Source organism: Mycolicibacterium sarraceniae (genome assembly GCF_010731875.1).
Classification (GTDB): domain Bacteria; phylum Actinomycetota; class Actinomycetes; order Mycobacteriales; family Mycobacteriaceae; genus Mycobacterium; species Mycobacterium sarraceniae.
Genome location: NZ_AP022595.1, coordinates 2846868 through 2866267 on the forward strand (window position 1 = coordinate 2846868; position 19400 = coordinate 2866267).

Below are 19400 nucleotides of genomic sequence, written 5' to 3' on the forward strand. Positions count from 1 at the left end.
ATGCGCGGAATAATCCTGGCGGGTGGCTCAGGCACCCGCCTCCACCCGATCACGCTGGGTGTATCCAAGCAATTGGTGCCGGTGTACGACAAGCCGATGGTGTATTACCCGCTGTCAACGCTGATGCTGGCGGGTATCCAAGACATTCTGGTGATCACGACACCGCACGACGCGGAGAGTTTCGAACGACTCTTGGGCGATGGGTCGCGATTCGGTGTGTCTATTACCTTCGCCCAGCAACCGTCGCCGGACGGGCTGGCTCAGGCCTTCACCATCGGCGCCGATTTCATCGGCAACGACAAGGTTGCGTTGGTATTGGGAGACAACCTGCTGTACGGGCCCGGTATGGGCACGCAGCTCAAGAGCTTCGCCGATGTCGACGGTGGCGCGATCTTCGCGTACTGGGTGGCCGAGCCATCGGCATACGGCGTCGTCGAATTCGATCCCGCCGGGATGGTGGTGTCGCTCGAGGAGAAGCCCAAACGACCGAAGAGCAATTACGCGGTGCCCGGGCTGTACTTCTACGACAACGACGTGGTGTCGATTGCCCGCGATCTGTCCCCGAGTGATCGGGGCGAGTACGAGATCACCGATGTCAATCTCGCCTACCTGCAACAGGAACGGTTGCGGGTTCAGGTACTGCCTCGCGGGACAGCGTGGCTGGATACCGGTACCTTCGACCAGATGACCGACGCTGCCGACTTCGTCCGCACCATGGAACGCCGTACTGGCTTGAAGATTGGCGTGCCCGAGGAAATCGCTTGGCGCCAAGGCTTTCTCACCGACGACGAGCTGCGGGATCGTGCCGATGGGTTGGTCAAATCGGGCTACGGTACATATCTGCTGGGTCTGCTCGAAAGGGATGCATAATGGGTCGGCTCCTCGTCACCGGAGGTGCCGGGTTCATCGGATCGAACTTCGTGCATTACGCGGTAGAGCACACCGACCACCACATCACCGTGCTGGACAAACTCACCTACGCGGGCAATCTCGCGTCGCTGTCTGAGTTACCAGAGAATCGGGTCCACTTTGTTCACGGTGATGTCGCAGACGCCGGCGTTGTGGAAAAGCTGGTGGCAGCGGCAGACGCTGTTGTGCATTATGCCGCCGAGACGCACAACGACAATTCGCTGAACGACCCGCAGCCGTTCCTGCATACCAATGTGGTCGGCACGTTCACATTGCTTGAGGCGGTCCGCAAGTACGGGGTTCGCTATCACCACATCTCGACCGACGAGGTGTACGGGGATCTGGAGTTGGACGATCCGGGCCGGTTCACCGAGGCCAGCCCGTACAACCCGTCGTCGCCCTATTCGTCGACCAAGGCCGGCAGCGATATGTTGGTGCGGGCCTGGATCCGTTCCTATGGGCTGTCGGCAACAATCTCAAACTGCTCGAACAACTACGGCCCGTATCAGCACGTCGAGAAATTCATCCCTCGCCAGATCACCAACGTTCTGCGCGGCGGCCGCCCGAAGCTGTACGGCGACGGCCTCAATGTGCGCGACTGGATCCACGCCGACGACCATTCCTCGGCGGTGCTGCAGATTCTCGAAGGAGGCCGGATCGGGGAGACCTACCTGATCGGCGCCGACGGGGAGAAGGACAACAAGACCGTCGTCGAACTGATCCTCTCGATCATGGGCCATGCTGCCGACGGCTACGAGAAAGTCCCGGACCGGACCGGACACGACCTGCGGTATGCCATCGATGCGACCAAACTGCGCGACGAACTCGGCTGGCGGCCAAGGTATCCCGACTTCGAGCACGGGCTGACGGCGACGATCGAGTGGTATCGCGACAACGAAAACTGGTGGGCGCCCGCCAAAGATGCCACTGAGGCTTTCTACGCCCGGTTGGGGCAATGACAGGGGAGCGATGACGGAGCTCGGCAAGACGCTGCGCGCGGTCAGCACGGCCATCCCGGGTCTGACCATCTGGGATCTGCCGGTTCACGGCGACAACCGCGGCTGGTTCAAGGAGAACTGGCAGCGCGAAAAAATGGTGGCCGCCGGAATGCCCGATTTCGGGCCTGTTCAGAACAATGTGTCGTTCAACGAATCGGCAGGCACCACGCGCGGTATCCACGCCGAACCGTGGGACAAGTACATCTCGGTCGCCACCGGACGGATCTTCTGCGCGTGGGTCGACCTGCGCGATGGCCCGACGTTCGGGACGGTGGTTACTGCCGAGATAGACCCCTCGCGTGCGGTCTTCGTTCCGCAGGGTGTTGGCAACGGATTCCAGACGCTGGAGCCCAACACTGCCTACACCTATCTGGTCAACGATCACTACTCACCGGACGGCGTCTACACCTCGCTGAACCCGGGTGACGCGACCATTGCGATCGACTGGCCCATCCCCCTGGAGCGAGCAGAATTGTCGGCCAAGGACCGGGCCCAGGGGCCGCTGTCCGAGGTCGTCCCCGTCCAGCCACGCAAGATCTTGGTTGTCGGTGCCAACGGGCAACTGGGCCGGGCGCTGCGCGAGTCCTACGCCGGCGTTTCGCATGTCGAGTTCGTCGACTTGCCTGAATTCGATCTCACTGCAGGCGATCTCGGTTCGGCGCGCCCGTGGCAGGAGTACAGCACGATCATCAACGCCGCGGCCTTCACCGCGGTGGACGTAGCCGAGACCGCCGAGGGGCGTGTTGCCGCGTGGGCCGCCAACGTCACCGGCGTCGCGAATCTGGCACGGGTCGCATCCGAGCACAGGCTGACTGTCGTGCACGTTTCGACTGACTATGTGTTCGACGGCACGTCAACGCGGCCCTACCGCGAGGACGATCCGATGGCCCCGCTCGGCGTGTACGGGCAGACGAAAGCTGCCGGCGACCAGGTCATCGCTACGGTAGCACGGCACTACATCTTGCGTACCTCGTGGGTGATCGGCGAGGGCCGAAACTTCGTGCGCACCATGCTTTCTCTGGCCGAGAAGGGTGTCGATCCGGCGGTGGTCGACGACCAGATCGGCCGCCTGACGTTCACCACCGAGCTGGCCCGGGCGATCCGCCACCTGCTCTCCAGTCGTGCGCCGTACGGGACGTACAACGTGACGGGGGCAGGCCCGGATACCTCATGGGCCGATATTGCGCGACGCGCGTTCGAGCTGGCGGGCCACGATCCGCGCCGGGTGACTGGTGTATCGACCGAGCAGTACTTCGGCACGGCCACGAATCCGGTGTCGCCGCGGCCCCTCCGCGGTGTTCTGGACCTGGCGAAAATCGAGTCCACCGGATTCGTGCCGGCCACCGCTGACGAGACGTTGGTGAATTACGTTGCGGCAGAAGTCCGCGAGGCGCGAGTGACCAGCTAGCCCGACGACTTGGGGAGCGCGGCGGTGACCGCCTCCTCGCGCTCCTCCGGTGCCGACAGCAGGGCGCGCACCGCCGGACGGGGCCCGGAGTCGCGAAGCATGAAGCTGGCGGGACGCGGACGAACAACCTGCGGCCACCAGAACCACCGGCCGAGCAGCGCGGCGATCGACGGTGTCATGAACGATCGCACCACTAGGGTGTCGAACAGCAATCCCAGAGCGATGGTGGTGCCGACCTGGCCGATGATCTGCAGATCGCTGGCCACCATCGCCCCCATCGTGAAGGCGAACACCAAGCCCGCGTTGGTCACGACCTTGCCGGTGCCGCCCATCGCCCGGATTATGCCGGTCTTGATGCCAGCGCCAAGTTCCTCTTTCATTCGGGACACCAGCAGCAGGTTGTAGTCGGAGCCGACGGCCAAGAGCACGATCACCGACATGGGTAGCACCATCCAGTGCAGTTTGATGCCGAGGATGTATTGCCATATCAGCACCGATAGCCCGAATGACGCGCCCAGCGAGAGCGCGACCGTGCCAACGATGACCAGCGCGGCAATGAAGCTTCGCGTGAGTACGAGCATGATCACGAAGATCAGGCAGAGCGCACCGACGACCGCGATCAAAAGGTCGTATTTGGAACCATCCTGAAAGTCCTTGTATGTCGATGCTGGACCGGCGATATAAATCTTGGCGCTGGACAGGGGAGTCGTTTTGAGCGCTTCGCTGGCCGCAAGCTTGATCTTGTCGATACGGGCGATGCCCTCAGGCGTTGAGGGATCACCCTTTTGGGAAATGATGAATCGGGCTGATTTGCCGTCGGGAGATAAGAAGGAACTCATCGCCTTCTGGAAGTCTGCGTTCTGAAACACCTCTGGCGGCAGATAGAACGAATCGTCATCCTTTGCTGAGTCGAATGCCTGTCCCATCGTGTTGGTGTTCTCGGTCGTGTCGTCCAAGACGCCAAAGCTGCCGGACATGGTGCTGACCATGGTTTGCATCATTGTCCGCATCTGTTCTTGGACCGCGATCAGTTTCGGCATCTGCTCGAGTATCTGCGGCATCAGGTCGTCCATACTTACCGCATCGGCCAAGAGCTCTTTCATTTTGTCGGAGAGCCCATCGATGCCGTCGAGCGCGTCATACAGCGACCGAATCGACCAACACATCGGAATGTCGTAGCAGTGCGGCTCCCAGTGCAAATAATTACGAATGGGTCGGAAAAAATCATCGAACAGCGCGACGTAATCCCGCATATCGGAGACCAGGGCAGTCAGGTCTCTTGTCACGCCAATCGAATTATGGGTGATGGCATTGAGCTGTTTTTGATATTCGTACATATGCTTCATCAGGACGATTTGCCTGGACAGCATGTCCACCATCTTGCGCATATCATCGACGCGGCCCTTGATGAATTTCATGCTGTCTTGCATGCCCGCGTTTTGCATACCAATGAGAAAAGGTATCGACGTATGTTCGATTGGCGTCCCCTCGGGCCGGGTTATGCCCTGTACCCGCGAAACTCCATGAACCTTGAAAATCGCCTTGGCAAGTCTGTGCAATATAAGAAAGTCTGTCGGGTTTCGCATATCGTGATCAGTTTCGATCATCAGAATTTCGGGCAGCATTCGCGACTGGCTGAAGTGGCGATCCGCGGCCGCGTACCCCGCATTGGCCGGCACATCGCCCGCCACGTACGCACGATCGTTGTAGCTGGTGACATAGCCGGGCAGTGCGATCAGTCCGATCAGGGTTATTGCCAGCGCCGCGGTGAGTATCGGCACCGGCCAGCGGACGATCGCAGTGCCGATCCTTCGCCACCTGCCAGCCTTGATCCGGTGCTTGGGGTCAGCGAAGCCGAAACGGCCGCCGACCACCAATACCGCCGGAATCAGCGTGAGCGCGACCACGACAGCGACGAGCAATCCGATGGCAGACGGCACGCCGATGGTCTGAAAGATGGGCAGCCGGGTCAGACGCAGGCACAACATGGCTCCGGCGATAGTCAAACCGGAGCCCAACACCACCGGCGCCACACTGCGGAATGTTGTGTAGTAGGCCGTTTCCCTGTCTTCGCCGGCTTGTCGCGCCTCCTGGTAGCGCCCGAAGAAAAATATCCCGTAATCTGTTCCGGCAGCCATTGCGAGCGCCACCAGTAGGCTTATCGCAAACGTCGATAGTGAAATGATCTCACGATCAGCGAGAAACGCGACGATACCCCGCGCGATGAGTAATTCGATACCAACCGTGAGCAATAACATGAGCACGGTCATAATCGAACGATAGACAATGAGTAATACAATGAAAATGATGAGTCCGGCGAGGGCTGTCATCTTCAGGATGGACCTGTCACCGGCGAGTTGCATATCACTGGCAAGCGCCGCCGGCCCGGTGACATACGCTTTAACGCCGGGTGGGGGTGGCGTCTGTTCAACGATATGACGGATTGCGGCAATAGATTCGTGGCCCAGCGTGGTGCCCTGGTCGCCGGCCAAATTCAGTTGTGCGTATACGGCTTTTTGGTCAGGGCTTTGGGCGGCCCCCGCGGTGATTCGATCTCCCCACAGATCCTGAATGTGCTCGACGTGCGCCGGATCACTCCGCAAGTTGCGAATCACCGTGTCGTAGTACGTGCGGGCTTCGTCCCCGAGTGGCTGTTGCCCTTCCACTAAGAGCATCGCGAAGCTATCGGAGTTGGACTCTTGGAAATTCGCGCCAATACGCTGCATGGCCTGCACTGCCGGGGCATCGCGGGGCGCCAATGGGACGGAATGGTCTCGGCCTACAGTCTCCAGCCACGGGACTTTGAACGTCACGAGCAACGTCAAGGCGACCCAGCCAAGAATGATGAGCACAGATGACTTGCGAATCACCCGCGCGAAAGCGGCCTTGTCCTGCACTTGTGGATCCGCCACCTACTGCTGCTGGCTCTGCAACAAGGCGCGCACCAGAGGGCGAGGTCCGGAGGACCGAAGCATTGTGCTGGCAGGGCGTGGTCGTACTCGCTGTGGCCACCAGAACCAGCGCCCAAGAATGGCCGCGATCGACGGTGTCATAAAGGCGCGCACGACTAGTGTGTCGAACAGCAGGCCCAAACCGATCGTCGTGCCGACTTGGCCGATGCTAACCAAATCGCTGACCACCATGGAAGCCATGGTGAATGCGAATACCAGGCCGGCGTTGGTGACAACTCGGCCGGTGCCGGCCATGGCGCGGATGATGCCGGTGTTGATTCCGGCGCCCACTTCTTCCTTCATCCGAGAGACCAGCAGCAAGTTGTAGTCGGATCCCACCGCCAAAAGCAGGATCACTGCCATCACGAGGACGGACCAGTGCAGCTGGATGCCCAACAGGTATTGCCAGACAAGGACGGATAGCCCGAAAGATGCGCCGAGGGACAGCAAGACCGTTCCGACGATCACCAGTGCGGCGATCAGGCTTCTCGTCATGATCAGCATGATGATGAAAATCAGGCAAATCGCCGCTACGACCGCGATCATGAGGTCGTAGCTGGAACCCTCAGTGGTGTCTTTCACCAGTGCCGCCGCACCGGTAACGAAGATTGCGGAGCCCTCCAGGGGCGTTCCCTTGAGCGCCTCCTCGGCAGCCGTCTTGATTTCGTCGACCCGCGCTACGCCTTCTTCTGATGAGGGGTCGCCTTTTTGCGAAATGAACATGCGGACGGCTTTCCCGTCCGGGGATATGAATGTCTTCATGAGCCGTTGGAAGTCGGCGTCTTTGAAAACTTCTGGTGGTGCGTAGAATGAATCGTCGTTTTGAGCGGCGTCAAACGCCTTTGCCATGGCGGTTGGATTAGCATTTGCGTCGTCCATTTGGCCGAACACACCAGACATGGTGCTATGCATAGTCAGCATCATGCCCTGCATGGTCTTCATGATCGCGATCATCTCTGGGAAATCGGCGATCATCTGCGGCATGATCACATTGAGTTGATCGAGATTACCGACCAGGTCGCGCATCTTATCGCTAAGAGCGTCAACTCCGTCGAGTGTATCGAAAATCCCTCGGATTGACCAGCAGAGGGGAATGTCGTAACAATGCGGTTCCCAGTAGAGATAATTCCGGATTGGTCTGAAGAAATCCTCGAAATCCGCAATGTGGTCCCGCAACTCGAGCGTGATCTCTTGCACTTCGTGGGTTTTCTCAACCATGGAGTGCATCGTGGCCGTCATCTGCTTCATGAGCTCATACATGCGCTGCATGATTGTGATGGTTTCGCCCAACATTTCTGCTTGCTTTTTCATGTCTTCCATGCGCGATTTCTGAAAGACCATGAACTGCTGCTGTCCGGCTTGTTGCATGCTCATCATAAAAGGGATTGTCGCGTGTGCGACCGGGGTTCCCCCTGGCCGGGTGGGGGCCTGTAGCTTGGCGACGCCCGGGACGGCTAGGATGGCCTTTGCGAGTTTGTTCAATGTCAAGAAATCCGCAGGAGTGCGAAGGTCGTGATCGGCCTCGACGAGCACGATATCGGGTACCTGCAATGCCGAAGGTGGGAAATGCCGTTTTGCGGCTGCAATCCCGTCGGTGGCTGGGATGCCCGAAGGAAGGAAGTTCTGGTCATTAAAGTCGGGTTTGTATGCAGGGAGCGTCAACAGCCCGACAAGCGCGACTGCTATCGATGCCGCGAGAATGGGACCTGGCCATCGCACGATCGCGGTGCCAATTCGCCGCCATCCGCGATCCGTGTTTTTTCGCTTCGGCTCCAATAGGCCAAACCGGCTTGCGACGGCAAGAACTGCCGGAAATAATGTGAGTGAAACCGCGATGACGGCCAATATGCCTACGGCGCCGGGTAGAGCCATGGCTTGAAACGCGGGCATTCGAGTGAAGCTCATGCAGTAGACCGCGCCGGCGATCGTCAAACCGGAGGCTAGGACGACCTTGGCGACTCCACGATAAGTCGTGTAGAACGCTGTTTCCAGGTCTTCGCCGGCTTGGCGCGCTTCGTGATAGCGGCCCATGAAAAATATTGCGTAATCGGTTCCCGCCGCGATCCCGATTGACACCAGCAGGTTGACCGAGAAGGTGGTTAGGCCAAGCAGTCCGTGGTGGCCCAAGAAGGCGACGCTTCCTCGGGCAACCTGCAGGCCGATCCCGACCACCAGCAACAGGAGAATCACGGTGCTGATCGAGCGGTAGACGAAGAGCAACATCACCAGGATCACCAGGATGCTGACGATCGTGATGATCGCAATCGTCCGGTTTCCGCTGTTACCCATATCCGCAATGACCGCTGCGGGCCCTGTCACGTACGCCTTGACTCCAGGTGGAGCCGGCGTTTGCGCAACGATCTTTTGAATGGCCGAAACCGCTTGGTTTCCCGCGGGTTCACCCGCATTGCCGGTAAGGGTCAGCTGCACATATGCGGCTTTGCCATCGTCGCTTTGTACGGCGTCTCGGGTGGCTGGGTCACCCCAGAAATCCTGCACACGCTGAATATTTTTCGGATCGTCTTTGAGTTGGCGAAGTAAATTGTCGTAATACTGGTGCGCCTCGTCGCCCAGGGGTTGTTGCCCCTCTAGGACGATTGTCGCGACGTTTCCGTCGGGGGATTCTTCGAAATCCTTCGACATGCGCAACGCAGCCTTGATCGACGGCGCTTGAGAGGGGTTGAGGGATACCGAGTTCTCTGCCTCGACCTGCTCCACCGAGGGGACCTGGGTGGTCAAGACTGCAACGATCGCCAACCAGCCCAAGATGATGAGAATGGCGAATCTGCGGATTCCCCGGGCTACCGCTCCCGGACGTTCGGACAGCTGGTGATTGGTCATGCGGCCTTCAGTACGCACGAGGCGAACGCACTCGCCTCATTGGTGATCTTCTCGGACTTGACCTTGCCGTCGATCATGATGCGACAGCCGATCATGTCGCTATCACCTTGGGCGGCGACACTCCCGATGCTGCCGGTTGTGGTAAGCGGGAATTCGAACGACCACGGTAGGGCGACGTCTACCTGATGCTCCGGGTCACCGTCGCCGTTGAAAAAGCTGATCTCGGCTAGCGTCCCCGGCGCTCCGAAAATCTCGTACCTGATGTGCTTAGGGTTATACGGTTTGCCCGGGTTTACCTTGGTGTCGCTGTACGGGGTGGATGTCTCGGCCCCGAAGACGCCGTGAAGCCGCGACACGGTGAATCCACCTGCGCCGATGACGGCGGCGATGAGCAGGGGAATCCAAAGTCGCGCCAGTAGTCCAAAGAGCGCTGATCCTGCACTTCGACGCTGCTTTTTTGGAGATCCAGTTGAGCGCTGAACCGCGGGGGACGGTTCAGGGTATTCCGCTGCGAAGGTTTCGTCAGGGTGGTGGTCTGCGACGGGGAAGCCGTCGGTCGCGACATCCGAGCGGGATGGCTCAACGTCGGGCATATTGCCTTCGACCACTACATCCACCCTTCTACCTTCCTGCCGGTAGGTCGAACTTCGATCTGCCCGGTCGTCGGCACCCCCTCACGTTACCGGGATTGTCGTGCGGGTCAATAGGCCACTGAGGGGGGTTCCCACAAAGGAACATTGCCTCTGATACTCCGGCTAAGTGCGTCGAGAATCGAGTGTCCGCACCGCTTCCAAGACGACTCTTTCGCAACGCGAGACGGAATCGTAACGCACGTCCCGCTAGGCATAACGTGTTTCGGCAAAGTATGAAGTCTCTGTGTCGTTCGCTAGTGCGTGCGGATTTTGGGCCCGCCGAAACGAGGGCGTTGGACTATTCGAACTCGCCGGTCAGCGCGAATTCGGACAAGGTGCGCTCCGCGAGTTCCAGAAGGTCACGTTTCGTCGTGACGGTGCCAGGCTGGTAGGCCTGGATGCTGATCTGGATCTTGCCGACTGCCGCCGAGCTGGCCGCCAATACCTGTAATTGGCCGCCCATACGTTCCAGCCACCGGCGCGTCAGATGCTGACTCGTTCCGCGGCAGTAGGCATATTCGCAGAGGGTGCCGTCGATCCGGGTTACCACATCGCCGACGTCGCCGAGAATGGAACAGGCCACTGGCCGGTCGGGGTCGTCGATGGCCCAGTCGATCATCTGTCGCCAGGCAGGTTTAGGGGTGAACGGCGTGAGCGGCGCGAGCCGTGGCGACAATTCGTCCGGCTCGTCCTTCAGCGTCTTGAGTGCCTGTTTGATGTCAGCGCGGGCGGTACTTAGATCCGTCGTCACCCGCGCTGGGTCGATGCGGATCCGGGTGAACGCGACCGCTACCGCACGGGTGTCCTCGGCGGTCCGGTCGTTGACCACGAGTTGCACGGCTACGGTCCCGTCCGGGCCAAGCGGACGTCCCATTCGCTCGGCAAGTTTCGCGACGAACCCGGCAGCCAGGGTGCTGCTCGTTCCACCGAGGGCTGCCGCCCGAGCCTCCCATTGGTTGAAGTCGACGAACATCCAGGCGTTGGGCACCTGTATCGGGTCGTCGGTGCCGCTTTCGCTGATGGCGAGGGGCTCCGGTGCCGCCGACCGCGAGTCCTCCCGTTGACGTCGGCGTGCTTCTTTGATCGCTGCGGCGATCGCCCGGCCGACTGCGAGGGTGTCCCGGATTGCTTGGCGGGCGTCCTGAACAGCGCCACGGACCTGAGGACGTGATCGACGTGGGGGATAGTTGAGATCGCGCTTCATGCCCAGCAGTGCTTCGCCGACGGAAAGAACGGCGCCGATCCCGTCGAGCACGTAATGCGAGATCACCAGGGTGATTGCGGTCGAGCCATCGGTCAGGGGAAGGACACTCAGGCGCCACCCGGGCCCAGATTCTGGATTCAAAGGGAGGCGTGCGCGCTCGTTGAACCACTCGCTGAGCTCGGCCCGCGGGCGGGCGGGCTCGGTGATATCGAGTGGAGTCGGTCCCCCGGCGGTGACCCATCTATATCGACCGAACGGCAGCGGAGAACGTTCGATGAGCCGTCCCAGTAGCCCGTTCCCAAGACCCTGATGAAAGCGCCTGATTGCATCGAGGTCGACGGGATGCAGGTAGAGCCAACACACCTGCATCAGCTCCTGCTGGCCTGCTGCGCTATGCCCCATGTAAAACGCCTGGTCAACGAGATGGAGCAGATTGTCCGGCTGCGCGCTGGCGTCTGTGAGGCCCTTCCCCATAGCGGACACCCCGACACAGTAGCCGAACCCATGCCTGGAACATGGCGTGCTTGCTGAGGTCACGACCCGAGACTTAACGTGTCGCCGATGAAATTGGTACTGGCCTTCTACGGCACTCGCGGCGACGTGGAGCCCGGTATTGCGCTCGGCCGCGAGCTGATGCGCAGGGGGCATGACGTACAGCTGGCCGTGCCGCCTGACTTGATCGGCTCTGCCGAATCCGTTGGCCTGGCCGCCGTCGCGTACGGGCCGGACACCCAAATCTGGCTGGAAGGCACCAGGGATTTCTGGGCGTATTTCTTCCGTAATTTTTGGCGAGTTCGCGACGTCGTCCGGCACTTCCGTGAATCCCGTGAGCCGGGCATCCAGGCGTGGGCGGACATGACGACGATGCTGGTGTCACTGGCTGAAGGCGCGGATGCGCTCGTCACAGGAGTCAGCTACGAGGAGCTTGCTGCAGACGTCGCAGAATATTGTCAGATTCCCCTGGCCACCGTGTTGTGGTTTCCGATTCGGGTCAACGGTCGGCTCGCCGGAAATCTGCCGGCGGCGGTAACCCGCTCAGCGATGCGGCTCTACGAATGGCTGGTCTGGCGCGGGGTAAGCAGGATCGCCAACGCGCAGCGCGGCAAATTGGGTCTCCCGCGGGCGTCCGGCCCGGTGCCGGATCGGATCGCGGAACGGGGTTCCTTGGAGATCCAGGCTTACCACGACGTGCTGTTCCCGGGCCTAGCTCATGAATGGCGGAAATGGGATGGGCAGCGACCCTTTGTCGGCACCCTGACGTTGGAGTTGGCTACCGACGCCGACGAGGATGTCGCGTCGTGGATTGCCTCGGGAACACCGCCGATCTTCTTCGGATTCGGCAGCATCCCGGTCGATTCACCGGCCGCCATGATCGCCATGATCGCCGGTGCCTGCGCGCAGCTCGGCGAGCGAGCCCTGATTGGTGCCGGATGGACCGATTTCGGCAATGTCGCGCAGTTCGACCATGTCAAAGTGGTCGGTGCGGTGAATTATGCGACGATTTTCCCGTCCTGCCGTGCCGTCGTACACCATGGGGGTGCCGGAACCACGGCGGCGGGTTTGCGTGCCGGAGTCCCGACGCTGGTGCTGTGGATGGCCGACGTGCAGGTGATCTGGGGCGCTGCCCTTAAACGGTTGGAAGTCGGAACCTCTCGGCGATTTTCGAGCGCCACCGAGAAGACGCTGGTGGCTGATTTGCAAACGATTCTCACCCCCGAGTGCGCCGCGCGGGCCCGCGAGCTGGCCCCCCGGATGGCCACACCCGCGCAAAGCGTGACCGCCGCCGCCGATCATCTCGAGCGTTTTGCCGGGGGTCGCGGCTGAAGCGAGTGAACGCGAGTGAAGGTGTATGGCGCGACACGCTGATTCGCTAGAAAGCCTCTACGTCGTTGTCGATCTGCCGGTTTCCGGCTCGGATTCCTATCCATCGGTTGTATCGTCTGCACTCGTGATTGAGCTGGTTGGGGTAGGCAAGACATTCGACGGGGGAATAAGCGCACTGCAGAATGTGAGCCTCACAGTCCCTACTGGGTCGGTGTGCGCATTGCTGGGTCATAACGGCGCGGGGAAGACGACGATGATCAACATCCTGTCGACGTTGCTGCGGCCCACGACCGGGCGTGCTGTCGTGGCCGGTTACGACGTGGTGCGGCAGGCGGCGAAGGTCCGTTCGAGTATTGCCATGACCGGGCAGCTCGCTGCGCTCGACTGGCAGCTGACCGGTCGGGAAAATCTGGTGATGTTTGCCAGGCTGCGGGGCATGTCGCGCAAGAATGCCCACCTGCGGGCAGGGGTGTTGATCGAGCAATTTGATATGACACATGCCGCTGATCGGCTGGTGACTACTTATTCAGGCGGCATGATGCGCCGTATCGATATCGCTGCAGCCCTGGTGGTTTCGCCGAAAGTGCTGTTCCTCGATGAGCCCACTACTGGGCTGGACCCGCGTAGCCGCCGCTCTGTGTGGGATTTGGTTTCGGCGTTGAAGGGGCACGGTGTCACCGTCCTGCTCACCACGCAGTATCTCGAAGAAGCAGATGTGCTCAGCGACTCTATCGTGGTGTTGAACGAAGGCCGTGTCGTCGAAAGCGGAACCGCCGACGACCTCAAGAGCCGAGTGGGAATGAGCTACTGCACCGTGAGTCCGGTCAATCCGGACGACTTAGCCAAGATCGTCGCCGTGGTGGCCGATCTGAAGGACGTCCAGGCTGACTACGAAGAGAACACCGTGTCCGTACTGGCGCCCAACGGTATGGCGACAGTCACCGAGGTGTTTCGCCGAGTCGACCAGCTCGGCGTGGAGCTAGTCGATATTTCGCTGCGTAGACCATCTCTGGACGAGGTGTTCCTGCATCTGACCGGCAAGGTCACTGCGTGAGCGCCCTTACCGTGCTGACCGAGCGGATCGTGCGTAGCGCAATGCGCGACGATCTGCCGTTCGCAGTCTTCGCTTCGGTCGGCAACTTCGTTGTGTTCAACCTTGCCCTGCGCAACGTGATCGACACCGGTGGAATTGGCTACCCCCAATATGTGCTCCCGGTCATCATCGTCCAGGTGACCTTTCTCGGTGCCCTGACGACCGTTGACCGGGCCGCCCGAGACAATTCCTCCGAGCTAGGGCTTCGGCTGCGCACGATGCCGATATCGACGATGACGCCGCTGGTAGCCCGTATGTTGTATTGCGTCTTTCGCGGCACCGTAGCCTTGGCGTCCGCAGTCGCGGTTGGGTATCTACTGGGCTTCCGGTTGTTCGGCGGCCTCGGTTACGCGCTGGCGTTTATTGCTCTTGTCCTCGTTTTGACGCTGGCATTGTCGCTCGCGGCCGACGCGACTGGGGTGAGTGTCGCCGCTTCGGAGATCGGCAGAAGTGGGGCATCCAGCCAGCTGTTGTTGATTCCCCAGATGATGCTAGTGATGCTGTCCACCGGGATGGCGCCGGCCGAATCGTTCCCCGACTGGCTGCATCCGTTCGTGCTTTATCAGCCGGTGTCGCTAGTGACAGAGACCCTCCGGGGGTTCGCCGCCGGCCACGTGGTGGGGAGCAATCTGGCGGCGAGTCTGGCATGGTGCTTCGGCTTGCTGCTGATATTCGGGACAGTCGCAGTGCGAATGCAAAGGCGAGTGCGATGACCGCGGACGTGCCACTACGCAGTTCACTAGTCGTTGAGAGTCTGGTATTCGCCAGGCAACTGCTGACCCAATGGCGACGTTCTCCGACGGTGCCGATGCAGGCTCTGTTATTCCCGACCTTTCTGCTGATTACTTACTATTTGTTGGTCGGCAAGTCGATACTGCAGATCACTGGTACCGACAGTCTCGCCGGCCTGGTTCCGACGTGCGCGATCGCAGGTGCATTCTCTGGCGCTCTGGCGGCGGGCCTCAGCCTGCCGACCCAACGCAAAAGTGGGTTGCTCAGCCGCTTGTGGGTGCAGCCCGTTCACCGGGCCAGCGCGCTGATCGGCAGACTGCTTGCCGAGGCCGTACGCACGTTGCTGGGAACCATTGTGATCACCGGGGTCGGTATCGGGCTTGGGCTCCGATTCAAAGGCAGTTGGCTGGCGGTGATCCCATTCATGCTGGTGCCGGTGCTGGTGGTCCTGGTGTTTTCGATGGCGGTAACCGCCATTGCGGTGCGCTCTGAGCAAGGTGCCACCTTGATCTGGCTAGGGCTCCCTGCCATCAGCGCGGTGTTCGCCAGCTCTGGATCGCCCCCCGTTGAATCCCTGCCTTCGTGGACATGGCCTCTGCTCGAGCTCCAGCCGATGGCACCGACGGTTGAGAGTATGCGCGCACTCGCCCAAGGCCGTCCGGCACTGGAACCGTTCCTGATGACAGTGGGTTGGGGTTTGGTGCTCGCGGCAATAATCGGGCCGCTGGCAGTTCGCAGATACCGCGCAGCTGCCGAATATGGACGTTAAGGATCTGATCTTGGGAAACTCGACACCCCGCCGTGGAGTGAAAGTCTAGAATCAGCGCCGCTAGTGACCCCTGCGAGATAGGCCAATGTTGACCGCCACCACATACGATGTCCGATCGCTGTACCTCGACCTGCTTCGGCGCAACCTGACTCGATTCGGGATGCATGAGCGAACCCCATCCGAGTGGCCGCTGCGGCGCCGCCTCCTGCTTAAGACCGTCAACACTTTTCTGCCCAGGTTCAGAGGTGCGGGCGTGCGTGATTACAACGCGCGTGAATTGGGCCTGGACTGGCCGGCTGAAGCCGAGACGATGATCGGAATGAAGCGGCTCACGAGCCTGCAGGAGTGTGTCGAGACCGTCCTGAAGGACGAGGTTCCCGGCGATTTGATCGAATGCGGCGTGTGGCGTGGCGGTGCCTGCATTCTGATGCGCGCGGTGCTGGCCGCCTACGGGGACGACACACGCAATGTGTGGCTGGCTGATTCATTCCAGGGCGTGCCGAAGTCGGATCCCGAAAACTACAAGGCGGACAAGGGGATCAGGGCGGAATTCGCCGCCGGTATCCTCGGCGTGTCAGAAGCCGACGTCCGGTCGAATTTCGAGCGCTACGGGCTACTCGACGACCGGGTCAAGTTCCTCCCCGGGTGGTTCAAAGACACCCTGGCCGACGCCCCGATTCAGCAGATCTCGATCCTCCGGCTTGACGGCGACCTGTACGAATCGACAATCCAGGCGCTGGACGCGCTCTACCCGCGGCTGGCTCCTGGCGGCTTCTGCATCGTCGATGACTACCTGGCGGTCAAGGCGTGCGAACTGGCGGTCACCGACTACCGCACCAAGCATGGCATCACCGCGGAGATCGTCGATATCGACGGTACGGGCGTGTTGTGGCGGAAGTAGCTAATCGTGTTGTGCTGCAAATGATTAGTACGCACACGCGTTCGCGCCTCATCGATGACTGAAGCCGGGGTGCCGGTGCGTATCGGCATCCTGGGTGCCGCGCGTGTCGCCCCGGCCGCGCTAATCAAACCAGCTAGGGAAAGCGGCGAGGTCATGGTGGTCGCGGTGGCGGCCCGGGACCGGTGCCGGGCCCAAGCGTTCGCCGACGAGCACGCAATCTCGCGGGTGTATGAGAATTATCACGCCCTGGTCGCCGACCCGAATCTGGACGCGGTCTATATCCCGTTGCCAAATAGTTTGCATGGCAGGTGGATCCGTGCCGCGCTCGGGGCAGGTAAGCATGTGTTGTGCGAGAAGCCGTTCACTGCGAATGCGCAGGAGGCCCGCGAGATCGCCACGCTGGCCGCCGAGTCTGGCCTGGTGGTGATGAACGGGTTCCATTACCGCCACCATCCCTTCGCTGAGCGGGTGCAGCAGACCATCGCTTCAGGGGAATTGGGCAAGCTCGAGCGGGTGGAGGGGTACTGGTGCCACTGGCTGCCGAAGTTCTCGCACGCCCGCTACGACTACTCGCTCGGCGGCGGCTCGGTGATGGATCTCGGTTGCTACGCCGTCGACATGGTCCGCGTGTTCGGGGGTTCGACCCCGGAAGTTGTTGCGGCACAAGCAAAATTGCATGGCCCCCAGATTGACCGGGCGATGACCGCCCAGTTGCGGTTTGCTGACGGCGTGACGGGCAGCATTCACTGTTCGATGTGGTCGTCGGCGCGACCGCAGTTCGGCGTCAAGCTGATTGGTGACCGGGGTGTACTGCGCCTCAACCCGCTGATCCCTTTCCAACGGTTCTCGGTGCGATCAGCTAACGGAAAACGCAGCGAGAACTTCGGCGTGCGCACGACGTATGCCTACCAGCTCGATGCGTTTGCCGCGGCGGTTCTGCGCGGGGAAGCGGCCGAGACGTCAGCGCAGGACGCGATCGAGACCATGACCGTCATCGACGGGATCTATCGTGCCGCTGGGCTCGAACCGCGCCAGCCGAGCTGACCCGGCTGTTAGCATCGCGCTCGTGTCTGACAGCGCAGCTCGGGTGCGAATCGGCATTCTGGGCGCTGCCCAGATCGCCCCGCAGGCGCTCGTTGCACCGGCTCGGGAAAACCGCGATGTCGTTGTGGCCGCGGTAGCCGCACGAGATCGCGCGCGCGCGACTGAATTCGCCACCAAACACGGCATCCCCTTCGTGCACGACAGCTATGAGGCGCTCATCGCCGATCCGGAGTTGGATGCGGTCTACATCCCGCTGCCTAACGGTTTACACGGCAGATGGACCACAGCCGCACTGATAGCCGGCAAGCATGTGTTGTGTGAGAAGCCGTTCGCCGCGAATGCCGAGGAGGCGCGTGAGGTCGCGAGACTGGCTGCTGACTCAGACCGGGTGGTGATGGAGGCCTTCCACTACCGCTATCACCCATTGACATTGCGCGTTGAGCAGATCATCGCTTCGGGAGAATTGGGCAGACTGCAGCGGGTGGAGGCAGACTTCTGTTTCCCGCTGCCAAAATTCTCCGACATCCGCTACGACTACGCGCTTGCGGGCGGTGCGACAATGGATGCCGGTTGCTACGCGGTCCACATGGTCCGCACATTCGGTGGTTCTACTCCAGAAGTTGTTGCAGCACAGGCAAAATTGCGCGATCCACAGATCGATCGGGCGATGACCGCGGAGTTGCGGTTCGACCGCGAGCACACCGGACGGATGCGCTGCTCGATGTGGTCCTCGGATCTGTTGCGGATCAGCGTCAAGGTGATCGGCGACCGCGGCGAGCTGCGGGTACTTAATCCTGTGTTGCCGCAGGTGTTCCACCGTCTTTCGGTCCGATCGCCCGGCACCAAGCGGGTGGAGCGGCTCGGCCGGCGTACCAGCTACGCCTACCAGCTTGATGCCTTCGTCGCGGCGGTATTGCGTGGCCAACCCGTGAAGACAACGCCGACAGATGCCGTCGAGAACATGGCCGTCATCGATGCGATTTATCGCGCCGCCGGACTGCCGACCCGTCAGCCGACCGCCGAAAACGGTCCGGCTGGCGACGATTCCGTTCCCCGTGCCAAGTGACTCAGGTCACCTGCTACCGTCTGGGCCATGTCTGACACCAAAGGTCCGGTGCGTATTGGCGTCTTGGGCGCTTCAAGTTATGTACCTACGACACTACTCAATCCGGCCAAGGGCAATGCCGAGGTCGAGGTGTCGGCAGTTGCGTCGCGCGGTCTGGACGATGCCGAGCAGTTTGCCGCCAAGTTCGGAATCGCCCGGGCGCACGGCAGTTATGAGGATTTGGTCGCCGATCCCGACGTGGACGCCGTCTACGTTTTCGTTCCCACCAGCATGCACGGTATGTGGACGAAGGCCGCGCTCGCCGCGGGCAAGCATGTGCTGGTGGAGAAGCCGTTCACAGCCAATGGCGCGGAGGCCCGTGAGATCGCCGACTTAGCCGCCAAGACCGACCGAGTGGTGATGGAGGCGATCCAATTCCGTTACCACCCATTGACCTTGCGTGTCGAGCAGGTCATCGCCTCCGGAGAGTTGGGCAAACTGCAACGGGTCGAAGTCAACCTGTGCGTAATGCTCGGCAATTTCAAAGGCAACTGTTACAACTACGACTTCGCCGGTGGCGCGATGATGGACGCCGGCAGCTACGTGGTGAACATGCTGCGCACATTCGGCGGTTCGACTCCGGAAGTCATCTCGGCGCGAGCGACTCTGCAAGACCCCCGGGTCGACCGGGCGATGTCAGCCGAGGTGCGCTTTGCCGACGGGCACACCGGCCGGATCCGCTGCGCCCTCTGGTCATCTCAGCTGTTTCGGGCGACAGCCAAGGTCGTCGGCGAGCGCGGTGCGCTGCGCGTGATTAGCCCGGCGGCGCCTCATCTATTTCCTCGGTTGTCCATCAAATCGAAAGATGGCAAGCGAGTGGAATGGTTCTCGCGGCGCCCGACCTACGCTTATCAGCTTGATGCCTTCGCCGGGGCGGTGCTACGTGGCGAACCTGTCAAGACGACGCCGGAAGGCGCAGCTGAGAACATGGCTGTCATCGACGAGATCTATCGCGCCGCTGGGCTGCCGATCCGGGTGCCCAGCTGAGC

15 protein-coding genes are annotated in these 19400 nt (G+C 61.1%); 11 read left to right on the plus strand and 4 right to left on the minus strand.

Annotated elements, in window-relative coordinates; all coding sequences use genetic code 11:
* Genes rfbA through G6N13_RS14285 form a run of 3 tightly spaced genes read left to right on the plus strand, consistent with a single transcriptional unit; the run spans nucleotide 1 to nucleotide 3315 of the window.
* Entirely contained in the window at nucleotides 1-870 is an 870-nt protein-coding gene (gene rfbA / locus G6N13_RS14275; protein WP_163697982.1) for a glucose-1-phosphate thymidylyltransferase RfbA, read from the plus strand.
* A complete protein-coding gene (gene rfbB, locus G6N13_RS14280) occupies nucleotides 870-1868 on the plus strand; it encodes a dTDP-glucose 4,6-dehydratase (protein ID WP_163697983.1) in 999 nt (332 codons plus the stop codon). The genes rfbA and rfbB overlap by 1 nt, the downstream gene beginning before the upstream one ends.
* Before the next feature lie 10 nt (nucleotides 1869-1878).
* Nucleotides 1879-3315, plus strand: coding sequence for a sugar nucleotide-binding protein (locus G6N13_RS14285; RefSeq protein WP_163697985.1), 1437 nt, complete (start codon nucleotides 1879-1881; stop codon nucleotides 3313-3315).
* On the opposite strand, the gene G6N13_RS14290 is transcribed toward G6N13_RS14285, so the two are convergent.
* The 4 genes from G6N13_RS14290 to G6N13_RS14305 form a co-directional block, all read right to left on the minus strand.
* Complete coding sequence (locus G6N13_RS14290) at nucleotides 3312-6227, minus strand: MMPL/RND family transporter (RefSeq protein WP_179964988.1); 2916 nt, start codon at nucleotides 6225-6227, stop codon at nucleotides 3312-3314. The genes G6N13_RS14285 and G6N13_RS14290 overlap by 4 nt on opposite strands.
* On the minus strand, nucleotides 6228-9107 hold the full coding sequence (locus G6N13_RS14295; protein ID WP_163697988.1) for an MMPL/RND family transporter: 2880 nt from the start codon (nucleotides 9105-9107) through the stop codon (nucleotides 6228-6230). It lies immediately after the preceding gene.
* A complete protein-coding gene (locus G6N13_RS14300; protein WP_163702111.1) occupies nucleotides 9104-9523 on the minus strand; it encodes an MmpS family transport accessory protein in 420 nt (139 codons plus the stop codon). Before G6N13_RS14300 ends, G6N13_RS14295 begins: the two co-directional genes overlap by 4 nt.
* A gap of 514 nt (nucleotides 9524-10037) precedes the next feature.
* The gene (locus tag G6N13_RS14305; protein WP_235677761.1) at nucleotides 10038-11417 is read right to left on the minus strand and encodes a condensation domain-containing protein; all 1380 of its coding nucleotides are present in this window, start codon (nucleotides 11415-11417) and stop codon (nucleotides 10038-10040) included.
* An 87-nt stretch (nucleotides 11418-11504) separates the two neighbouring features.
* Here G6N13_RS14305 and G6N13_RS14310 point away from each other — a divergent pair, with 87 nt between their 5' ends.
* From G6N13_RS14310 to G6N13_RS14340, 8 genes are all read left to right on the plus strand, one after another.
* Nucleotides 11505-12767, plus strand: a complete 1263-nt coding sequence (locus G6N13_RS14310; RefSeq protein WP_163697990.1) for a glycosyltransferase — start codon at nucleotides 11505-11507, stop codon at nucleotides 12765-12767.
* A 124-nt stretch (nucleotides 12768-12891) separates the two neighbouring features.
* On the plus strand, nucleotides 12892-13821 hold the full coding sequence (locus G6N13_RS14315) for an efflux ABC transporter ATPase subunit, DrrA-related (RefSeq protein WP_235677762.1): 930 nt from the start codon (nucleotides 12892-12894) through the stop codon (nucleotides 13819-13821).
* 11 nt (nucleotides 13822-13832) lie between these two features.
* Nucleotides 13833-14573 carry an ABC transporter permease gene (locus G6N13_RS24130; protein WP_235677763.1) on the plus strand — a complete coding sequence of 247 codons (741 nt, stop codon included), beginning with the start codon at nucleotides 13833-13835 and terminating at the stop codon, nucleotides 14571-14573.
* Nucleotides 14570-15361, plus strand: coding sequence for an ABC transporter permease (locus tag G6N13_RS24135; RefSeq protein ID WP_170310450.1), 792 nt, complete (start codon nucleotides 14570-14572; stop codon nucleotides 15359-15361). The genes G6N13_RS24130 and G6N13_RS24135 overlap by 4 nt, the downstream gene beginning before the upstream one ends.
* A gap of 85 nt (nucleotides 15362-15446) precedes the next feature.
* Nucleotides 15447-16262, plus strand: a complete 816-nt coding sequence (locus G6N13_RS14325; RefSeq protein ID WP_163697994.1) for a TylF/MycF/NovP-related O-methyltransferase — start codon at nucleotides 15447-15449, stop codon at nucleotides 16260-16262.
* 54 nt (nucleotides 16263-16316) lie between these two features.
* Complete coding sequence (locus G6N13_RS14330) at nucleotides 16317-17306, plus strand: Gfo/Idh/MocA family protein (protein ID WP_235677764.1); 990 nt, start codon at nucleotides 16317-16319, stop codon at nucleotides 17304-17306.
* 22 nt (nucleotides 17307-17328) lie between these two features.
* Complete coding sequence (locus tag G6N13_RS14335) at nucleotides 17329-18372, plus strand: Gfo/Idh/MocA family protein (protein WP_163697996.1); 1044 nt, start codon at nucleotides 17329-17331, stop codon at nucleotides 18370-18372.
* 27 nt (nucleotides 18373-18399) lie between these two features.
* Nucleotides 18400-19398 carry a Gfo/Idh/MocA family protein gene (locus tag G6N13_RS14340; RefSeq protein ID WP_163697998.1) on the plus strand — a complete coding sequence of 333 codons (999 nt, stop codon included), beginning with the start codon at nucleotides 18400-18402 and terminating at the stop codon, nucleotides 19396-19398.
* Nucleotides 19399-19400: the final 2 nt, after the last annotated feature.